Origin of the sequence: Deefgea chitinilytica, assembly GCF_016881405.1 — a bacterium.
Lineage (GTDB): Bacteria > Pseudomonadota > Gammaproteobacteria > Burkholderiales > Chitinibacteraceae > Deefgea > Deefgea chitinilytica.
On sequence record NZ_WOFE01000004.1, the window covers coordinates 130128 to 150935 of the forward strand.

The following is a 20808-nucleotide window of genomic DNA, read 5'->3' on the forward strand; positions in this document are numbered from 1 at the left end:
AATGCACGTCGGCACTCAGGTTTTTTGTAGCGAGCAGACATAAAAAAACCGCAGCGTTTAAGCTGCGGCTTTGTGGATGACAACTTATTAGCTATTGGGTTGATAAACCACTACTTTCATGCCCGGCACCAAGGTTTGCCGATTCCATTTTTTAAGGTCATCAAGGTCGACGTCGTATTTCTTGGCAATCTGGCTATAAGTATCACCGCGCTTCGCTACGTATTTGGTGGCGACGGGTTTTTTGCCATTTTTGGCAATAGCTTTACCCGGAATAGTTAAGGTTTCACCAAGGGCCAAGTGATTTGATTTTTGACCGTTGATTGCTTTGAGTTGCGCGACAGTGAGTCCGTAGCGGTTGGCGATATTAAACAGCGTATCGCCTTTGGCCACTTTGTGCTCGCCCGCGGTGCTAGATTTGGCGAGGGTGGGTTGCGCTTTCGGTGCGTCATTGGCGCCAGTATCAATGCTGTCGGATTCGCGGTTTTTATGCAGTGCGAGCAGGGTTTGACGCTCGGAAATATCTAAACCTGGTACTTTAGGCACCAAAATCGTTTGCCCGCGTGCGATGGTGTCTTTGTTGCCAATGTCATTAATATCGCGTAGCTCCGCCGGGGCAATACCAAAGGTATCGGCCAGCTCATCAAAGCGCTCGCCGGGTTTGGTCACATACGGTTGCCAATTGAGTAATGGTTCGTTGTACTGTGCCAAATTGCGCTCGAAGGTTGCTTTTTTGCTGATGGGCAAGACCATGTGGCGGTCGTCTTTGTGCGCGATCACCGGGCGAATAAAGCCAGGATTCAAACGAAGTAATTCATCAACGCTAATTTCAGCTAACTTGGCCGCCACCGATACATCCATGTGTTTACCGGTTTGCAGTGTTGTGAAGTAGGCTTGATTATTCACTGGCGTTAAGGTCACGCCATAGGCTTCGGGGTCGGCGATGATATTGCGGATGGCGAGCAATTTGGGAACGTAATTGCGCGTTTCGTCTGGCATTTTTAGATCGACGTAGCTGGTCGGTAGACCCGCGGCTTCATTTTTGGCGACGGCGCGTTTAACGGCGTTTTCGCCCCAATTGTACGAAGCCAAAGCCAATTGCCAGTCATCAAACATGCCGTGAATATCTTGCAAATAAGACAGCGCGGCGCCGGTTGCCGCTACCACATCGCGACGACCGTCGTACCACCAAGTGCGTTCTAAACCATAGCGTTTGCCCGTGTCGGGAATAAATTGCCACATGCCCGCAGCTTTGGCGTGCGATTCGGCGCGTGGATTATAGGCCGATTCAATCATCGGTAGCAGCGCGAACTCCATCGGCATGCCGCGTTTTTCGACTTCTTCCACGACAAAATGCAGATAAGGCGTGCTGCGATTGATAATTCGATTCAGATAATCAGGGCGGCTGGCGTAGTAATTTTCCCATTTGCTAACTAATGGGCTATCAATATCGGGAATTGCAAAGCCTTTGCGAACGCGCATCCACAGATCTTTTTCCATGGGGGCGGTAATCACATTACCAAATAAGGCATCCATTACTTTGGCGGTGTCGCCATCGAGCTGACCTGAAGGAATGCTCAGATTGTAATCGAGGCGGATCTTGGCAGGGTCTGCTGCCGATACTGAAGCGGATAAACAAGCGGATAAGATGAGCGCAGGCAGTCGTAGCTTCATGAGCCGTGTCCCATTGAGTGATAATCTGAATCTGCCGATACTAAAGCTCGCTTTCATGCTGTGTCAACGCGTTAGCAGCGATTATTTGATTAACGGAAAGTATCTTTCCAGCGCCTTAATGCAGTGAAGCAATCTAAAGCGGTGTTTCTACAGCCAGTTTGCTGCGCTATAGCTGACGCAAACGCGGCATCATCGACGCGCAAGTAGGGATTGGTCGCCTGTTCGAGCGCAATAGTGCTGGGCAAAGTGGGCTGGTTTCGGGAACGTTTTTCACTTTCAATGGACTGACGTTTTAGAGTGTCCGCATGTGTAGGATCTACCGCTAGCGCAAAACGTAAATTGCTCAGCGTATATTCGTGGGTACAGCAGACCCAAGTTTGAGGCGGTAAGGCGGCAAGGCGCTGTAAACTATGAAATAGTTGTTCATGGCTGCCTTCAAATAGTCGGCCGCAACCACCGGCAAACAAGGTGTCACCGCAAAATAGCGCGCCAGCACCAAAGTAGCTAAGGTGATCAAGCGTATGACCGGGGGTGGCGATGACTTGAAACGTGGTATCCAGCAGGGTGATGGTTTCACCGCCTGCCAATACATGGTTCACGTATTTAATCCCTGCCGGTCCATAAATAGGAAGGTCTGGCCGGGCTAATTCAGCCAGCCCATCCGTATGATCGTGATGGTGATGCGTGATGAGGATGCCTGAGAGTTCGCACTGGTGCGCAGCGAGCCAAGTTTTGAGTGGCGCAGCATCGCCCGGATCGACCGCGATGACCTGCTGATCGTTTTGCAGTAGCCAGATATAATTATCAGTAAAAATAGGAAGGCAGCTAATTTTGAGCATATGCGATAAAAATCCTGTGAGCCACTGTCATGAATGCTGAGTTTGACCATTTTGCCGCTTGGCTGGCGACTCCGCTAGGGCGATATGTCGCATTGAGCGAAGCTGCGTGGTTTGAACGCGCAGCGGTTGATCTATTTGGCTACAAAGCCATCCAACTGGAATTGCCACAAATCGATTGCTTGCGTAGCAATCGGATGCCATGGCGCCTGCAAGCGGGAGAAGCCGCCGGCACACAACTCAAATGCGCTGCGCATGAATTACCTTTTGATGCGCAAAGCCTTGATCTGATCGCGCTACCGCACGTGCTGGACTTTTCTCCTGATCCGCACGCAGTTTTGCGTGAATGTCAACGCGTGTTGCGCCCGGAAGGTCGCTTACTGATTACTGGGTTTAACCCATGGAGTTTATGGGGCTTGCGCCGCCTAAAACCGAATCAAGATATGCCGTGGAAAGGCAATTTTGTGGCCTTGCCAAAATTAAGAGATTGGCTCACCGAGCTGGATTTACAAGCCGTGCATGATGAACATTTGTGCTATCGGCCACCGATTCAGCGGGCGGGGTGGTTAGAAAAAAGTCGCTTTTTTGATCAAGCCGGTGATCGTTTATGGCCTGCGGGCGGCGGCGTTTATTGTCTTGAAGCTGTTAAGCGAGTCTGTGGCATGCATGTGATCGAGCCGCATTGGCGCAGCGTTGCGGTGAATCCAACTGCGGCCGTCGTGGTAGAGAAAATGCGGCAGCAAGCAGGCAAGGATCGTTGCAAATGAAGAGGGTATTGCTCTTTAGTCTTTATTTAATAATGGCTATATAGCAATACCTTTATTTTGCGCATTGCTTGGCGGTGTCCTGCATCGATTTGATGATTTTGTTGCCTTCCTCACGGTTTTTAGTTGAAATTCGAATATCGTAGCCGCTGCCCAAATTACCGCCGCCAAAGGCGATTTTGACATCGTCGTCGCCCAAATCGACAAATTGCACCACGGTGAGATTAATAAAACGTTCTGTTTTCGCCTCGTTCGGGATTTTCCACGGGCAAAAAGTCGCCGCGAAACTGTGGCTAGCGGTTAAACTGAGCGCCAAAACGCAACTGATCTTCATCGCAATCTTGCGCATGATCTAATCCGAAAGTGAATCAAAGATGGTCGAAATTTACACTGATGGTGCTTGTAAAGGCAATCCGGGCCCGGGAGGTTGGGGCGCTTATTTGAAATATGGCGAACACGAGAGAGAGTTGTTTGGCGGCGAAGCGCATACGACCAATAATCGGATGGAATTGCTCGGTGTTATTTCCGCGCTCGCGGCCTTGACGCGTTCCTGCGAAGTGACGATTCATACCGACTCACAATACGTTAAAAATGGCATCGAAACGTGGATTCACGGCTGGAAAAAAAACGGTTGGAAAACCGCCGCCAAGCAGCCGGTGAAAAACGAAGATTTATGGAAAATGCTCGATGAACAAGTGGCACGGCACACGGTGCAATGGCGCTGGGTGAAAGGCCATGCTGGTAATCCCGGTAATGAGCGTGCCGACCAATTGGCCAATCGCGGCGTTGAGTCTTTGGGCTGCTAGGCTTTGTTGACGGTGGCTTCACCTCGAACATCGTTTTGCCGCGATGCGTAAAATAAACGCCAACAGCGCCTAGTTGGGTAGGACTGGAAAAACACAATGAAAGTGCACACCTTGATTAGGCTGACTGTGAATTTCAATGCTGCCTTTGAGCTGTTGGGTAATCAGGTTATAAACAATATTCATGCCCAAACCGCTGCCGCCGCGCCCCATCTTGGTCGTGAAAAATGGATCAAAAATGTGCTTTTGGGTGTGGTCGTCCATGCCATTGCCATCGTCGCGATAATCTAAAATCAATTCTCCTGCCGCTCCCTGTGTTAATTCAATTTGCATCAGGCCATGTACGCGGCCTTCAAAACCGTGTAATAGGCTGTTATTGATTAAATTAACAATGATTTGTGAAAGGCTGCCAGGGTAGGTATCTGCCTGAATATAAGGCTCACATTTGGCTACCCAGCGATACGGTGTATGTTTGATGCTGGGGGATAAATTTAGCAAGATTTCATTCAAGTAGTCATTCACGTTAATGATGCGCCGGACATCGCTATTTTGATCAACGGCTATTTCTTTAAAGCTCTTCACCAGTTCGGCCGCGCGTTGTAAGTTTCGCTCGGTTACTAAAACATTTTCCATCGCTGTTTTGACAAAGTTCAGCAAACGGTTTTTTCCGAGTTTGCCGCTGTCAATTGCGCTGGCGATTTGTGCTAATTCACTGCGTAGAGTGCTACTGGCCGTCACGCCAATACCAATTGGGGTGTTGATTTCGTGGGCAATCCCGGCGACAAGTCGTCCAAGCGAGGCCATTTTTTCATTTCTTTGTAACTCAGCTTGAATTTTGTCTCGTTCCGTATTGGCAAACACTCGTTCAAATAAATGCACCACATGGCTGCAATGCAGAATTTGCTCTCGCTGCCAGATATTGCTCTGCTTGATTTGCATGAAACTCACCATGCCCACAGGCTGATTGTGGCTTTGCAAGGGGAAGTCGAGACAAGATTGCGGTTTTTGTTCACCAAATACCAGGGGCATTTCACTTGCAGCGGGGTGAAATCGGGCATCGGGCGCAATCACCGCCTGACTGATTTTTTGAATAAATTGGTGATACTTGGGGGTTTCTGCTTGGCTGATTATGCCGCGAATCGGCGAGTTGCTATGCGATTGGGCTTTGCACTCATAGTTCATGGTATGGGTATTGAGTTGCCATATGCCGACCCAGTCTAATTGCAAAATGCGTGCTGTTTCATTAAGTAGTAATTGCAATGAGGCTTGCTGACCGAGATTAATTTCTGGGGTGGCTGCGAGTTCGAGCAACTGTTCGCTGACAGATTTCTGCGTTAAGTCGTATTTCTTTAGTACTTGTAATCGGTCAGGTGCGCTGAGTAGATTCATTTGCGCTTGGGTTGCGTGCATTTCATGCACGTATTGCATGGCTTGCACTAAATTGCCATTGAGCTCGTGAATGGCAATCAGTAAGCGTAAATGCTCAATTTGTTGTAATAACGAATTGCTTTCTTTGGCGAAAGAAAGCGCTGTTTCACAGTGAGTTTGGGCGCCGGCAAAATCATGTTGTTTGAATAAAATCTGCGCCAATGTGTCATAGCAGACGCCACGTAACCATTGATAGCTACACTTTTCGGCCATGCTTAGCGCAATATGAACGCTATTTTTGGCGGCGTCGAGGCGGTTTTGCTCTAGATAAATGTGCCCCAAATGCCAGTGCGACTCTGCAATATACTCTTTGATATTACCCAAGGTTGCGTAGTGCAAGCCGCGTAAAAACTGCGCTTCAGATTGTTCTAGCTCGTCAGGATAATAAAAATGATTGACCCCGATATTGATGGCTAGCTTGCTGGCAAGATAGGGATTGTCAATTTTATTGATGAGTTGTTCGGCATCTTTAAAGTAGCGAGTTCCTTGGCCCGGATCGCCCAATTCATTGCTAATTTGGCTCAGACCAATTCTGGCTTCAATGCCTGAGGCGATATCGCCACTCAGTAAGCTGGTATCAATGCAGCGAGTCCAGTATTGCAGTGCCTCCCGATATTCACTACGGGTGTAGTGAATCCGGCCTAGCGCTTCAAACAGTCGACCCGCTTGCCAAGCGAGCGTATGTTCTTCCGCTATCGTCAGCGCCAGTTTGAGCTCAGCCTCGATGCTGGCGGCTTCGCCGATACGTTCCAGCGTAAAGTAGCGTTGGTAGAGCGCATCTAATTGCAGTGCGTAGTCGTTTTGCTGGTTCGCCGATTTTTCGATTTGCTGATAAAGACGGAGTGCGATGCGAGGGTGCTGGCGCGCGATTTTTGCTAGTCGCTGCAAATCAGAGTGCATGACCCCTCCTGTTTATCCGACTTGTTGTAGATTTATAGCTTAATCTGTGGCGGTTTCTTTCTTATTTTTTGTATCAAAAGCAATCACATCCATGCCCAGTACGCCTAGTGAAATGCTTTGATGTGCTGCTTGTGGATGGGTGAGCGAGCCTGCTGCGGCACGAGCGATCAGCAAGGGTAAGAAATGCTCCGGTGTAGGGTGAGCTCGGCGGGCGTGTGGCAGGCTGTTTTGCCACTGCTCCCAATCTTGTTTGCTATAGGTATCGAGTGCTGAATAAGTTGCAGCAATGAATTCAGACGCATACGGTTCGATCTCAAATTTAGTGTTGCCCGTTTGCATGCGGCTAAATGCATCGCGCAAATTGTGCGTGATACTGCCCGAGCCAATCAGTAACACATCATCCGGCAGAATTTCAGCTAAGCGTTCACCCAAAGCCCAATGGGTAGCCACATCCATAGTTTGCGCCAATGAGATTGTTATCACCGGCACATCGGCGTTGGGGTACATCAGTTTCAGCGGCACCCACGCGCCATGATCGAGCGCGGAATCATCGGTGACTGCGATAGTGAGCCCTGCGTTGGCGAGCTGCTGCGCTAGGCGCTGGGCAAAATCAGCATCGCCCTCCGGACGATATTGCATTTCGTATAGCTCAGGCGCAAAGCCACCAAAGTCGTGCCATTCTCGCCATTGTTGGGCGATACCAACCGTGGTGTGTGTTTGAATATTGTGCGCGGAAATCATCACGATGAGCCTGGGGCGTGGCTGGGTTTGGCCGAGCGAAATCAGGAAATCGTGGGCTGGAGTATCGTCAATCACTAGCGTTGGTGCGCCATGACTAATAAATAATGTGCGTGGCATAAGTCATCCTTTTTGATGCTTTCAATCATACGATTTTGCACAAAATGCTGCGGCGAAATGATTTGAATGACTTGTCGAAAAAAAATGAATTGCGGCCTATTGAGGAAAAAACGTAAAAATGGGAGTCCAAGAAAAAAGACAAAAACGAAAAAAGACAATGCATTGAATTTGCTCGATTGAGCTTGCGCGCGACGGTGCTGAGTATGGATTCATTTTTGTTTTGTATTGGCCATGCTTTCGTGGGCAAGCCCGCTCCCATGAGCTTGTCAGGCATAGAAATTTAAGCGGCTTCGTTTTTTTGCCTTTCTTTCGTGTTTTTCGTGGACTCTGGTTTTGAGTTTGGATTTACCCGTGCTGGGCGCAGGCTGGTGCGAACATCAGTTACAATAGCCCCATTGTTGTGTGGGGAACTGGCATGCGCCAAATCTTTTTAGATACTGAAACGACCGGTTTGCGTGTTGAAGACGGCAATCGCTTGCTCGAGGTGGCGGCGGTTGAAATGATCGATCGCAAATTATCCAAACCAGAGCGCCATTTTCATCGCTTTGTGAACCCGGAGCGCGATTCGGAAGAGGGCGCTTTGAATGTTCACGGATTAACGACCGAATTTTTGGCCGATAAACCTAAGTTTGCCGCCATTGTCGATGAGTTTCTCGATTTTGTGAAAGGCAGCGAGCTGATTATTCATAATGCGCCATTTGATGTTGGCTACCTGAATATGGAGCTGGGTCGGCTCGGGCGCGGCAAAATTGAAGATTACGTCGATAGCATTACCGATACGCTGAAAATGGCCAAAGACCTGTGGCCGGGTAAGCGCAATAGTTTGGATGCGCTGTGTGATCGCTATGAAGTCGATCGCTCAGGCCGAACTTTGCACGGCGCTTTGATCGACTGTGAATTGCTCGCCGAAGTCTATATGGCGATGACGCGCGGGCAAGACAGTTTATTGATCGACTTTGCGCCAACAGCCGAAGAAAACGCCAGTAATTTGGAACGCCGCAGTAGCGGCAAGCCGCTGATTGTGACGCAGGCCAGCCCTGAAGAACTCGCGCTGCATCAGAAATACCTCGATGCCTTGGATAAAACGGTCAAAGGTGCTTGCGTGTGGCGCGAATTAGAGCCGCTAGCGACGAACGAGGCGAATCCACAATGAGCGTATGCATGAATACCAGCGAACTTAAAGCTGCTGCGCACGCCGCGTGGGACGATGATGACGAAGCCTTGGCCGAACAGCATTTTTTGGCCGCGCTGGCGATTGATGAACAAGACGCGGTGACTAACTACGATTTGGCGCTGCTGTATAAATATCAAAGCCGCTGGGTCGAGTCACTGCGCTATAACCGCCGTGCCGCTGAATTGAATCCGGAAGACGAAGCCGCGTGGTGGAATCTGGGTATCGCTGCGACTGCATTATCGGATTGGGCAACTGCAGCGCTGGCGTGGGAATTTTTCGGTGTTACTTTGGACGCCAGTACAGGCCTCGCTCCTGATTTAAAACTTGGCTCAATTCCAGTGAGAATTACACAAGGCGATCAGGTTGAAGTGCTGTGGGCCAATCGCCTTGATCCGGCACGCGCACAGATTGTCAGCGTGCCGATGCCCGATTGTGGGGTGCGTTATCACGATATTGTGTTAATTGACGGCGCGCCGCGTGGCACGCGTGAACTCAATGGTCAACAAGTCCCAGTGTTTGATTGGCTTGAGTTTTGGCAACGCTCGAACTACTCGACGTATGTGCTGGAAGCCAATATTCCTGATGAGCTAGCTGTTCATACCCTTGATAAATTAATAAAAAACTTAGAGCTGGCTGTTGAAGATTGGGCTAGCAATCTGCGTTTATTGTGTAAAGCCTGCAGCGAAGGCACTCCGCATGAGCAGCATGATCAAAAGGGGGATGTTGTCAGCGAATGGCAGCCCGAGCGTCAAATGGGGTTCGCGGCACTCAACGATCAGGCCCTTGCCGATGTGCTTGACGCATGGCAAGCGGCTCATCCAGAAATAGAAATCCTCGAAGTTTACAATGCACTGGATGTCGATGAAGCTGCGGAGGGCGATGCAAAATGAGTGCGATTGCTTTGGTGCCCGCTGCAGGTAGCGGGAGCCGCATGGCATCCGCCACGCCGAAACAGTATCTAGATTTGCTCGGTCAACCGCTGATTGCGCACACGCTGTGCGCTTTGTTGGGCGCAACGCGCTTGGCGCAAGTGGCCGTGGTGATTTCACCAGCAGATGAATGGTGGGAGAGCTACGACTGGCCAGCCTTACTCGGCGCATCGTTTGCACGCCTGCTGGTGCTGCGCGTTGGCGGGGACAGCCGTGCAGAATCGGTGATGAATGGCTTGGCGGCATTACCGCAGTCCGATGCATGGGTATTGGTGCACGATGCGGCGCGGCCTTGTTTGCGTAGCCAGCAAGTCGATGAAATGATTACTCAGTTGGAGTATGACGCAGTAGGCGGTATTTTAGCTGTGCCAGTCGCAGATACCCTTAAGATTGCAAGCAAGGAGCAGAGCATCGCCCGCACAACGCCGCGCGCTGGATTGTGGCAAGCGCAAACGCCGCAAATGTTCCGTCAGCAAGCATTGCTTGCTGCGCTGCAAGCGGCGTTACCTGAACATGTGGCAGATATCACCGATGAAGCCAGTGCATTAGAACGCTTGGGAAAATCGCCAAAACTCATCATGGGCAGCCCGTGGAATTTGAAAGTGACGTATCCGCAGGATTTAATTTTGGCAGGCTTACTGCTAAAAAGTGGGGCGATTTAATTCGCTTGGAGAACGCCAATTAAAAAGTCCGCATGGAATGATCCTTGCGGGCTTTTTACTGTGTCGCTGGGCTTATTGAACTTGCTGCGGCACTACTGGGTTGGTGAATTTCACGCCCGCGAGTAGTTTTTGATACATCGCAGGATCAATCCATTCTTGCTGGCATTGCGCTGAAAACTCAATCTGCGATAGTTGAATTTCGCCCATCCGAGGATTGTAGGCATCGTGGCGAAAGGCTTGTGCGTAACCTGTTTCGGTTTCGTGCGCGATGATTGAATGCAATCGAACATCATGTTCGCCATTGGCCATCACGGTTTGCGCCAGCACTTGATCAATAATCACAAAAAACAGCCGTGCAAATTGTTCCGCTGATGGCGATACGGGCATGGAAATCCAGCGCGCTGAAAAAATTTTGCATAAGCGGATGTATTCCGCGTCGTCTTTATCCCAAAAGCAAATGGCATGATCAAACGCATCAATCACATCGCGAATCGTACCTTTCATCAAACCAAAGTCGTAAACCATCTGCCCGTTGTCTAATGCATCGGCTTCGAGCAAAACTTCTATTTTATAGCTGTGACCGTGAATCGAAGTACGACAGCGCTCGGATGAGCAGTTGCGCACAATATGGGCGTTTTCAAATTTAAATAGTTTGCGAATCAGCATATTCAATAGCAGGCAATGAATGAGATTTGTTTTTAACAGAGACGAGCCGCAAGGGCAAGGCAGGAGCGCGGCTATTCGTTGCTTATTGAGCGTGTTTAATACCAGTGTTTTGCCGCGAGCTCGGCAAAATACCCAATTCCTTTCAAGAAATAAAGAAGAAAGATTAAAGAAAGATTGTCGATTCGACTTTTTTTTGGCGCTAGAAAAACATGAGATTTTCGTCACAAATGTATCGCGTTGAGCAAAGTTTTTGTCGTTTTAACTACTGCAATAAACTTCAATTAGTTACATCAGTAAATGCTAATTAATGTGTTGCGCTGCATTTTTGATGCTAATTAATTCATATTAATCATTGGTTTACTGCTTTTATGTTGCGGTGCGAAAAAATGGGGCTTGTTGCTTTTTGTAGTAAATTTCCGAGTGTTACTGTTTTGCTAGACGTGAATTATTTTTGTTTGAGTTTGGGGTGTTGACAAGGGATTTGGCTTCAGTATTAATCGTAATTGCCGAGGTCGGCCTAGAAGTGAAGCGGTCGGTCAGCAGGGGTTAATGCCTGGTTTCTTACAAAATGGTAACAGCCCTAGGCTGCAGGATAAGACCAATTATTTTGCAGCATGAATGCCAATCAATAATATGGAGGAGACTTTAATGTCCCATTTGAATCGCATCGCATTTGCAGCTATCCCGGCCGCTATTGCAATGATCTCAGTCAATGCGTTTGCTGCCACTGCGTGGAATAGCACTTCTACTTACGTCGCTGGCGACGTTGTGACCTACTCTGGCAAAGACTACAAAGCTAAATGGTGGACTCAAGGTAACGTGCCTGGTGCCGAGCAATGGGGCCCTTGGGAAGCTTTAAGTGGCGGCACTGTAACGCCAACACCAACGACGGTCGTTACCGCTGGTCCAACAGCAACGACTGCACCAACGGCAACAACACCACCTGCTGGCGCATGTACTTACGCAGCATGGAATGCCGCAACTGCCTACAATGGCGGCGCATTGGTGAGCTCGAATGGTCGTAACTATAAAGCTCAATGGTGGACACAAGGCAATGAACCAGCGACTAACGTTGGCTCAGGTAAACCTTGGTTGGATCTTGGCCCTTGCGATGCCACTGCAACGCCAACGCCAACAGCAACTAAAGTTGTGACGCCTACTCCGACTGCAACAACTGTCGTGACCCCAACTCCAACTGCAACTTCAGTTGTTACTCCAACGCCAACGAAAGTCGTGACGCCAACTCCGACAGCGACTTTAGTTGTGACGCCAACACCAACCGCTACTTCGGTTGTAACCCCAACACCAACTAAAGTGGTAACGCCAACTCCGACGGCGACCACTGTCGTGACGCCAACACCAACTGCAACTGCAGTCGTAACGCCAACACCAACTCCAACAGGTGTGGTTGGCTCGCAAGATCAATGCCGCCCAGCTGGCTTGGTGTCTGACGTCGCTAACGTACCGTATTGCAATGCTTACGATACCGCAGGTCGTGAAAAACTCGCTAACAACATGAAACGCCGTAGCATCGGTTACTTCACTAACTGGCGTACTGGTAAAAACGGTCAGCCTGCATACCTAGGTGCAGATGTGCCTTGGGGTGATATCACTCACGTGAACTATGCGTTTGCACACGTGAATGATCAATGGCAAGTTTCAATCGGTAATGAAGCCGATCCAAATAATTCTTCAGTAGGTATGGAATGGCCAGAGAAAGGTGCGAAATACGCATTGAATCCTAATCTGCCATACAAAGGCCACTTCAACATGTTGAAGACCAACAACAAGAATGGCGTGAAATTGCTGCTTTCTGTTGGTGGCTGGGCTGAAACTGGTGGTTTCTTTAATGAAGCTGATGGCCGTACCGTAAGTGGTGGCTTCTATGCCTTGACGACTGACCCTGTGACCGGTGCTGTACGTCAAGATCGTATCGATACGTTTGCTAAATCAGCTGCTGCATTCGTGAAGAAATATGGCTTTGATGGTATCGATATCGACTATGAATATCCAACTTCAATGAATGATGCCGGTAATCCAGAAGATTGGAAGATCGGTAATGCAAGACGTGGTGATTTGTGGAAAGGCTATATGGCCTTGATGAAAACACTGCGTAACGAGTTGGACAAACAAGCCGTTGCGGATAACAAGTACTACATGTTGACGATTGCATCACCATCGTCAGGCTACTTGCTACGCGGTATGGAAGACTTCGAAGCGGTTAAATACCTCGATTACGTTAATATGATGACATATGACTTGCATGGTGCGTGGAACCACTTCGTAGGTCACAATGCGGCCTTGTATGACACAGGTAAAGACAATGAAATCGCTGATGCGAAAATCTACTCAGGTGGTGATGCGCATTACTACAATTCGCAAGGCTACTTGAACATTGATTGGGCGTATAAATACTTCCGTACTGCATTGGCAGGTGGTCGTATCAATATCGGTTTACCGTACTACACTCGCGGTTCACAAAACGTAACTGGCGGCACTAATGGTCTATGGGGTATTTCTGCTCTGGCTGATCAAACTAAGTGCTACCTCGGTACTGGTGGTAACTTAGGTCCTGATGCATTGAGCGCGAAAGCGGGTGCACCATGCGGCTTCGGTGCACAAGGTATCGATAACTTGTGGTTTGACCGTGATGCAGCTGGCAATGAAATGTTTGCCGGTGTGAATCCATTGTGGCACGTGAACAACTTGCGTGATGGCTTGCCAACTCCATACGTTGCTCAATACGGTCATGATGTAACTAAGCCAGCGAACCAAGTGACTGGCAGCTACATCGAATACTTTGATGATGTTGCAAAATCATCTTGGCTGTGGAACCCAACGAAGAAAGTGTTCTTGTCGACTGAAAATGAGAAATCATTTGCAGCTAAAGTGCAGTACGCAATCGATCAAGGCGCTGGCGGTATCATGTTCTGGGAAATGGCGGGTGACTACAGCACGCCAGCTCAAAATGGTACTTCTTCATACGGCATGGGTAGCTACTTGACAGCTCTTGCAGCAAACAAATTGCGTGCAGCAACACCGTATGGTGTGAAAGCAGGTGATGAGAAGTTTGTTCAACCAGCTGACGTGTTGGATGTGACATTGGATTTGGTTGGCTTCAAACCAAAAGGCGATGATAACTACCCACTCGCTATTGGTGTGAAACTGAAAAACAACTCTAATGTTGATTTGACTGGCGCGAAAGTGTCGTTCAACGTGGCCCCATCAACTCCATTGGTACCATCTGAAGTTCAATACCTGAAACCAAGCGATCCACCAGCTGGTAACGGTGTAGAAAACCTCGTTGATATCTACAGCGGCGGTACTTGGTCTGCGGTTCCTGCATCTAGCACCGTAGGGAACGTTGGCGGCTTGCCAAATGGTTTCCACCGTCTATCGTACGAGCTCAAAGCGGGTACTGTTGGCACAACATGGGGTGTAACTGACTTCAGCCCAGGCAAAACGATCACTATCGGTATGCGTGTGTTTATGCCTCTGACTGTACCAAGCAACGTAACGCTGACTCTGCCAAACGGCAAAGTGTACGGCATCAAGCAATAAGTTAGACTTTGACCCAGCATTGCTGGGTTGATGAAAAACGCCACGATTTGATCGTGGCGTTTTTTTATGGAAATCAAAGCGTATATTGCTCAAAGCTATGCGTGTAAACGCTTTTGCTGATATACATGTCTACTTGTATTTAGGGCAGAACCTTGTGTTTGATCTGTTTTAAAAAAATCCCGCTGTGACGAGCGGGATGTTGGATCAAGTACTCAGTGCTTAACGTATATGGAGCCAATCAATCAGCGGCTGCCATTCTTCACGGTCACGCTCTGTTTTTGAGTGGGGCAAATCAAATAATGTCATGCCACGCTGTATCGTTTGGTTGTAGAGCTGCGTATCGCGTAAGCAAGTGAGTAGTGGTAGGTCGTAGCGACTCAGAAAATCGGGTAATTGTTGAGCAGATTGTGTACGTGGATTCACGCGCATGCCGACCACGCCAATTTTTACTTCATCATGGCGCACCGATTTTAATTCGGCTAATTCGGCAAAAAAATCAGCGCAGGCCCATAAATCAAATGCAGAAGGCAGTACAGGGACGATGACGTGATCGACTTTATTGATGACATGCTTGAGTTTTTTTCCGCTAAAGCACGCTGGGGTGTCCAAAATAGCGACTTGGCAGCCTTTGGGTGGGCGTGCAACTTTATCGTCGCCGATATCCCAGCGATGGATAAACGGTAGGGTGCTGGGGCGTAAATCAAGCCAATGGTGACTCGAATGCTGCTTGTCTAGATCGCCTAACATCACGGTGTCTTCTTGCCAGGCAAAGTAAGTTGCTAAATGCGTGGATAGGGTTGATTTACCGCTGCCGCCTTTGGGATTGGCGATCAATATTTTACGCATTACCGAAAACTCATATTCAAAACCATTCAAGATTATGACAGAGTTTTGCTTGCTGAATGTGAAGGTTTAGTTAAATTATTTCTTTTTTGTGAAAGTAGTTTGAAATATATAAGTCAACTTTTGAGGGCGGAAAATTGAAATGCAGCTGCTGAGTTTGCTGAGCCGCATTGATAATTTGCTGCTACGGTGCAGTCGCTGAGCACTCCCATGGTGGGTAAGCGGCAAGTGGTGACGCGTAGCAGCCGCAAGCAAGTTAATTGAGTTTGTCTTGGTTTGGCTCTGCTTGGCGCAGACTAACGGTTGCGCCGCTAGGTATTCCTTCTTGTTCCCAGCGGTCAAATTCGGCCATGATTGTGTCGTAGGTTTGTTGGCTGATTTCCGGCAGCGTTCCACCTAGCGCTTCTTTAGCTTGAGTAAACCCTAATTCGACGGCATCGCGGATTTTTTTCATTTGTGCAGGATCATCGCCGATTGCAAATTTGGCAAAGCTTAAAATGCGCTCAGAGACTTTTCTTACCCCCATCTCGCCATCTTCAGAGATTGCAGCTTTTGCGGCATCAATGGTGTCTTGGTCTACCGTCAGTTTTTGCTCTCCACTGATGACTTTGGACATCGTCAAGCCTTGTTGTTCCAGCAAGGGGCGAATCAAATTCATCATTGCTTCTACCTGACGCTCAGAGTCTTCGAGCATGGTGGTCAGTTCGGCGGGCATCACGCGAGGCTTGCTATAAGTGAGCGCTTCTGGAGTTTGCCCAGTGAGTATGACTTTGTCTGCAGTATTTGCTGCTGTCTGTTCGCTGGGCTTGATTTGTTTCATGTCAGCGCTGGCTTTGCTAATAGAAAGATTGCTGGTCATGCTGCTGGAGCTGGAAATTTGGAGCGACATTTCAATCACCTTCATCAAATCAGTATGGGTCTCTAGTTGTTATATCGTCTTAAAGTACTGAATTAATAGGTAAATAATGCCGATTCTCAGGTGAAAGGATGATTTTCCTGTGTGAGTTGACGAGCGGTAGCTAGGGGCTGTTATGCAGCGTTTTTTTGACTTCAGTATGGGTTAAGTACTGGCCTAAAATCCGCTGCATGGTGCCGTCGGTATTCATGGTCTGAATGATATTTTTCCATTGCTCAGCTTCACTGGCTGTGAAGTGTTTTTTCGATAGAATCAGACCGTGAGGTACTGGTTTTTCGAGCGGTGCCCAATCGTGGATCGATATCAAATGCGGCATGCCAAGCTTAGGAATGTAGTAGCCATATACGGGACTTTGTGAAAATAAACCGTGTATGCGGCCCGCTTTGAGTAGCTCAAAGAGTTGTTCAGCACTGGCGGTTTCAAGCAATCTATTTTGTTCCCGTAGTTGAGTTAAGAATTGGTCTTGTGTTTCGCCGTGTTTAAAGGCGCGAACTGCGCCCCACTGTAGCGATGGGGTGTTTAAAAAGTCTTCAAAAGAGTTGATTGTGGTGCTGAGGTTTTTAGAAATGACGCTGATATTTTTGATGTTGAGATAGGGGGCAAACCATGCAAATTGTTCGCGAGCAGGATTTTGTATTCCCGACACGCTCATCGCGATCTCGCCAGACTCGAGATCTTTCCAAATCCGTGCGCGCGGTAAAACGGTGCTGACAAAATGGCAGCCTGTTCGCTGTTTTAGTTCGTCAATCACATCTCGATCGATTCCTTTGCCGGCTGAATAGAGCAAGCCGAAATCATAAAAGGCCACTTTAATCATAGCGGGGCACTGTGGCGCAGCAATAACGTTGCTGGCGACACACATCATGAATATAAACAGGGCTTTAGTTTTGGGCATACTGTTAGCGTTGTATAACAACTGAATTATTTGCAATTTAGTCTAAAAAAATCAAAGCAAAAGATAATAAGTGCAATCTGTGTTACTGAAATCCGCCACGCCAATTTTGAGCTCTGGCTCGGTGTGTTGTTGGTGTTTTGCTATTCAGTGTTTTCTCAGCCATGATGAATGATGTGATATTAACGTGATGGTTTGCATGTTGTTGATTTGAATACAATAAGCAGAGGAATCTCTTTTTACATGCCGATAAACAAGCTCGCCGCGGAAGATTTCGATTTTTTTCGAGATTTTCTGGATGCTTTGCCAGTTCAGTGCTTTGTCAAAGATGCACAGGGCAATGCTTTGCTGATGAATAAAGCATGTGAAGAAGCACTAGGTGTTCCTTTTTCAGTGGTGAAAGGTGAAAAAATTAAGCAGTTTTTTCCAGCTGAGCAATGGCAGCGATTTTTTCTGCGTGATTTGAGTGTTTTTGAAGCGCATCAAACGATCTCATCCGAAGAAACATTCTTTAGTGCTAAGCATGGGCAAAATCGGGTTGGTTATGTGGTAAAGAATCCTTTGTATGATGAGCAAGGTAAGCCGCAATATATTATTGGTTCGACGATTGATATCACCGAGCAAAAGCAACTGCAGCAGCAAGTCGACAATGAACTTGAAATGCTGAAACTGCAAGTGGCAGACGCCCCTCTGCAAACCATACTTGAGCAGTTTGCGCGCAGTTTTGAGGCGACTTTTCCCGGGACAATGTGTTCAATTTTATTGTTAGATGAGTGTGGCTTGCACTTAACACATGGCGTCGCGCCAAGCTTGCCGGCGGATTATTGTGCTGCCATTGATGGTTTGACGATTGGTCAGGGAGTCGGTTCTTGTGGCACGGCGGCCTACACTGGGCAGTCGACGATTGTGGCGGATATCGCCAGCGATCCACTGTGGCAAGATTATGCCGCTTTGGCGCTCTCACACGGATTAGCGTCGTGCTGGTCTATTCCCATTATCTCGACCAAGGGCAAGGTGTTAGGCACTTTTGCAAATTACCATGCTTATCCTTGCTCGCCACAGGCGATTGAGCTGCAAGCGATTAAGCGCGCGGCTTATTTGATTGGCTTGGCAATTGAGCACGATCGCGCAGAGAGGCAGCTAGCGCAGGATCAAAAAAAACAACAAGAAGCCGCGCAGCATACACAAACCATTTTGGACAATATGGTCGACGGGGTGGTTACGATTGGTGTCGATGGTGTGATTGAGAGCTTTAATGCGGCGGCGAGTCGCATTTTTGGTTTTCAAGCGGATGAAATCGTGGGTAGAAATGTCTCCATATTGATGCCAGAGCCACATGCAAGCCACCACGATGCGTATTTGCGTCACCACTTTGATACGGGGGAGCACCGAGTGATCGGTCAGCCGCGCGAAGTGGTCGGCAGGCGTAAAAACGGCAGTTTATTTCCGATGAGATTGTCTGTTTCAAAAACGACGCGCGCAGGACAGGCTATTTTTATTGGCTTGGTGAGCGACATTACGCAAGAGCATCAACGGACTCAAGAAATTCACCGTTTGGCATTTTATGATGCGCTAACCGGCTTGCCTAATCGCCGATTGCTGATGGATCGAATCAAAAAAGCGATGATCGCCTCTGCGCGCTCTGGGCATTATGGCGCGGTGATGTTTTTAGATTTGGATCATTTCAAACAATTGAACGATACGCATGGTCATGATGTGGGGGATGTTTTACTGCAGCAAGTTTCGGCGCGTTTGCTGTCGTGCGTTCGGGAAAGTGATAGTGTGGCGCGCTTGGGTGGGGATGAGTTTGTCATTTTGCTGGAAGCGCTTAGTTTGCATGAGGCTGAGGCTGCTAATCAGGCAAAATGGGTTGCCACTAAAATTTTGGAGACGCTTGGTCGGCCCTATAGCTTGTGCGGTATTGAGCATTTGAGTACCCCGAGTATTGGTATTGTATTGTTTTTGGCCGAGCAAACCTCAATCGAAGAGCTGCTCAAGAAAGCCGATGTGGCTATGTATCAAGCAAAGGCTGCGGGGCGTAACACCGCTTGTTTTTTTGATCCTGAAATGCAGGCTGCTGCAGCGATTCAAGCTGATTTAGAAAAATCATTGCGCGATGCCTTAACGCGCGAGCAGTTTTTTCTTGAATACCAAATTCAGTGTAATGCCGCGGGGCACATTCTTGGGGTCGAAGCATTGGTGCGTTGGCAGCATCCTACCTTAGGGAAAGTATTGCCCGAGGTGTTTATCCCTATGGCCGAAGAAACGGGGGTGATTGTGCCGCTGGGCTTGTGGGTATTAGAGCAGGCCTTAGGACAGCTGTGTGTTTGGTCGAGATACCCAAAGAGTCAGTCCTGGATGTTGGCGGTCAATATGAGTGGCTTGCAACTGGCTCATCCTAATTTTGTAGACAGTGTGATCCGTGTTCTGCGGCAAACGGGAGCAAATCCAGCGCGAGTCAGAATCGAGTTGACTGAAGGCGCAATGCAGAAAGATATCGATGAGATTATTGGCAAAATGAATGAGTTAAAAGCCTTGGGGGTCAGTTTTTCGCTTGATCACTTTGGCACTGGTTATTCGTCTTTGCTGCATCTAAAACGCTTGCCGCTCGCGCAATTAAAAATTGATGCTAGCTTTGTGCGTGATCTTCATTGTAATCCGAGTAATGCGATGCTGGCGCAAGCGGTGATTTCATTGGGGCATGGTTTTGATCTTGCGGTGATTGCAGAAGGAGTCGAGTGTGCCGAGCAGCAAGAGCGTTTAGAGCACATGGGTTGTGATGCATTTCAGGGGCATTTATTCGGCAGACCTGTCGGGGCAGAGCAACTGCATCATTATTTTGATTGATGAGGTATTGCTCTGTATCCAATGCTGTATATTGCTTTTGGCAATATACGCCACAGATTGTAGTCAAAGCGCCGATTTGATTCGGTGCTTTGAGAATGGCAGTTGCAAGTGCGAGGGTTGGTAGCGCTGGATTTTTGCCGCCCCACGTCACCCCCCCACTAGGCTTGGATAATAAACACCGTAGGCCGTTTATGAATCACTGGCTCGGGTTTCTTTTTCCATTGTCCAACTTCCAACGTTAAAATTTCTTGATTGGGCAGCGTAATATCGCAGGCCACAGTGAGGCGGGTGCCGGGTTTTAGGCTGGCTAGTAGCGCTTGAAATAGCGCACCATTGCGGTAGGGCGTTTCGATGAATAGCTCTGCTTGGCTTTCTTTGGTTGATGTGGCTTCCAGTTGACGAATCGCAGCTACGCGACCTGTCGCATCCGAAGGTAAATAACCGTTAAAACGGAATTTTTGCCCATTCGCGCCCGATGCCATCAGTGCTAACAAGAGCGATGAAGGGCCAACCAGTGGTACAACTTTGATGCCGCGTTGATGCGCCAATTGCACGAGACGGGCGCCTGGGTCGGCCACGCCGGGGCAGCCTGCTTCTGACATCAAGCCTACGTCAATCCCATCGAGTAGCGGTTTTAAGAGCGCAAAGACTTCGTGATCTTTGGTGTGTTCGGATAATTCATCCATTTGCAGGCTACGTAGTTCATGCGGTGTGCCAAACATTTTTAGATGCGCGCGCGTCGTTTTGGCATTTTCGACCACAAAATGAGTGAGTCGTTTGGCGATTTCAATCACATCGGCCGGCAGAATGTCATTGAGCGTATCGCCCCCCATTGGGGCTGGAATAAGGTAGAGAATGCCGGACATGGTATTTTGATCCAAAAGAGTAGAAATTACAGTTTGGGGCGAAAAGCAAAACTGAATTGTCCACGAAAAGCATGAAAAACACGAAATATAGCATTCGGGCGTACCTGAATTTATTCGAGCATTGCGCCAATGATTGCTCGAGTGTTTGCTTTTGTTTGTGCTTTTTGTGTCTTTCGTGGACTCAAGGTTTTG

17 protein-coding genes are annotated in these 20808 nt (G+C 48.5%); 7 read left to right on the forward strand and 10 right to left on the reverse strand.

Annotated elements, in window-relative coordinates; all coding sequences use genetic code 11:
• Positions 1–87 precede the first annotated feature (87 nt).
• Together GM173_RS10655 and gloB are read right to left on the reverse strand one after the other, a co-directional pair.
• Positions 88–1671, reverse strand: a complete 1584-nt coding sequence (locus GM173_RS10655; RefSeq protein ID WP_203571363.1) for a LysM peptidoglycan-binding domain-containing protein — start codon at positions 1669–1671, stop codon at positions 88–90.
• Positions 1672–1760: 89 nt separating this feature from the next.
• Positions 1761–2510: a hydroxyacylglutathione hydrolase gene (gene gloB, locus GM173_RS10660; RefSeq protein ID WP_203571364.1), complete on the reverse strand. Its 750-nt coding sequence runs from the start codon at positions 2508–2510 to the stop codon at positions 1761–1763.
• Positions 2511–2539: 29 nt separating this feature from the next.
• Here gloB and GM173_RS10665 point away from each other — a divergent pair, with 29 nt between their 5' ends.
• Positions 2540–3274 carry a class I SAM-dependent methyltransferase gene (locus GM173_RS10665; RefSeq protein WP_203571365.1) on the forward strand — a complete coding sequence of 245 codons (735 nt, stop codon included), beginning with the start codon at positions 2540–2542 and terminating at the stop codon, positions 3272–3274.
• Between the two features lie 52 nt (positions 3275–3326).
• Here GM173_RS10665 and GM173_RS10670 read toward each other — a convergent pair whose 3' ends face one another.
• The gene (locus GM173_RS10670; protein WP_203571366.1) at positions 3327–3620 is read right to left on the reverse strand and encodes a hypothetical protein; all 294 of its coding nucleotides are present in this window, start codon (positions 3618–3620) and stop codon (positions 3327–3329) included.
• Between the two features lie 25 nt (positions 3621–3645).
• Here GM173_RS10670 and rnhA point away from each other — a divergent pair, with 25 nt between their 5' ends.
• Positions 3646–4077 carry a ribonuclease HI gene (rnhA, locus tag GM173_RS10675; protein WP_203571367.1) on the forward strand — a complete coding sequence of 144 codons (432 nt, stop codon included), beginning with the start codon at positions 3646–3648 and terminating at the stop codon, positions 4075–4077.
• A gap of 69 nt (positions 4078–4146) precedes the next feature.
• Here rnhA and GM173_RS10680 read toward each other — a convergent pair whose 3' ends face one another.
• Both GM173_RS10680 and GM173_RS10685 read right to left on the reverse strand, forming a co-directional pair.
• Complete coding sequence (locus tag GM173_RS10680; protein WP_203571368.1) at positions 4147–6402, reverse strand: ATP-binding protein; 2256 nt, start codon at positions 6400–6402, stop codon at positions 4147–4149.
• Positions 6403–6441: 39 nt separating this feature from the next.
• Positions 6442–7260, reverse strand: coding sequence for a DODA-type extradiol aromatic ring-opening family dioxygenase (locus tag GM173_RS10685; protein WP_203571369.1), 819 nt, complete (start codon positions 7258–7260; stop codon positions 6442–6444).
• Between the two features lie 415 nt (positions 7261–7675).
• Here GM173_RS10685 and dnaQ point away from each other — a divergent pair, with 415 nt between their 5' ends.
• The 3 genes from dnaQ to ispD are packed head-to-tail and all read left to right on the forward strand — an operon-like array spanning position 7676 to position 10025.
• Positions 7676–8413, forward strand: coding sequence for a DNA polymerase III subunit epsilon (dnaQ, locus tag GM173_RS10690; protein ID WP_203571370.1), 738 nt, complete (start codon positions 7676–7678; stop codon positions 8411–8413).
• 8 nt (positions 8414–8421) lie between these two features.
• Positions 8422–9324 (forward strand): hypothetical protein, encoded by a 903-nt coding sequence (locus tag GM173_RS10695; protein WP_203571371.1) that lies wholly within the window; start codon positions 8422–8424, stop codon positions 9322–9324.
• A complete protein-coding gene (ispD, locus tag GM173_RS10700) occupies positions 9321–10025 on the forward strand; it encodes a 2-C-methyl-D-erythritol 4-phosphate cytidylyltransferase (RefSeq protein WP_203571372.1) in 705 nt (234 codons plus the stop codon). Before GM173_RS10695 ends, ispD begins: the two co-directional genes overlap by 4 nt.
• 72 nt (positions 10026–10097) lie before the next feature.
• On the opposite strand, the gene GM173_RS10705 is transcribed toward ispD, so the two are convergent.
• On the reverse strand, positions 10098–10691 hold the full coding sequence (locus GM173_RS10705) for a 6-pyruvoyl trahydropterin synthase family protein (RefSeq protein ID WP_203571373.1): 594 nt from the start codon (positions 10689–10691) through the stop codon (positions 10098–10100).
• Positions 10692–11339: 648 nt separating this feature from the next.
• Here GM173_RS10705 and GM173_RS10710 point away from each other — a divergent pair.
• Positions 11340–14252, forward strand: coding sequence for a glycosyl hydrolase family 18 protein (locus GM173_RS10710; RefSeq protein WP_275412347.1), 2913 nt, complete (start codon positions 11340–11342; stop codon positions 14250–14252).
• A 219-nt stretch (positions 14253–14471) separates the two neighbouring features.
• On the opposite strand, the gene GM173_RS10715 is transcribed toward GM173_RS10710, so the two are convergent.
• The 3 genes from GM173_RS10715 to GM173_RS10725 all read right to left on the reverse strand — a co-directional run bounded on the left by GM173_RS10715 (position 14472) and on the right by GM173_RS10725 (position 16906).
• Positions 14472–15098, reverse strand: coding sequence for a nucleotide-binding protein (locus GM173_RS10715; protein WP_203571374.1), 627 nt, complete (start codon positions 15096–15098; stop codon positions 14472–14474).
• A 253-nt stretch (positions 15099–15351) separates the two neighbouring features.
• The gene (locus tag GM173_RS10720; RefSeq protein WP_203571375.1) at positions 15352–15984 is read right to left on the reverse strand and encodes a hypothetical protein; all 633 of its coding nucleotides are present in this window, start codon (positions 15982–15984) and stop codon (positions 15352–15354) included.
• A gap of 130 nt (positions 15985–16114) precedes the next feature.
• Positions 16115–16906, reverse strand: a complete 792-nt coding sequence (locus tag GM173_RS10725) for a substrate-binding periplasmic protein (RefSeq protein WP_203571376.1) — start codon at positions 16904–16906, stop codon at positions 16115–16117.
• 240 nt (positions 16907–17146) lie between these two features.
• Between GM173_RS10725 and GM173_RS10730 the strand changes: the two genes are divergently transcribed.
• The gene (locus GM173_RS10730) at positions 17147–19750 is read left to right on the forward strand and encodes a sensor domain-containing protein (protein WP_203571377.1); all 2604 of its coding nucleotides are present in this window, start codon (positions 17147–17149) and stop codon (positions 19748–19750) included.
• A gap of 158 nt (positions 19751–19908) precedes the next feature.
• Here GM173_RS10730 and GM173_RS10735 read toward each other — a convergent pair whose 3' ends face one another.
• Positions 19909–20616: an SAM-dependent methyltransferase gene (locus tag GM173_RS10735; RefSeq protein ID WP_203571378.1), complete on the reverse strand. Its 708-nt coding sequence runs from the start codon at positions 20614–20616 to the stop codon at positions 19909–19911.
• Positions 20617–20808 lie beyond the last annotated feature (192 nt).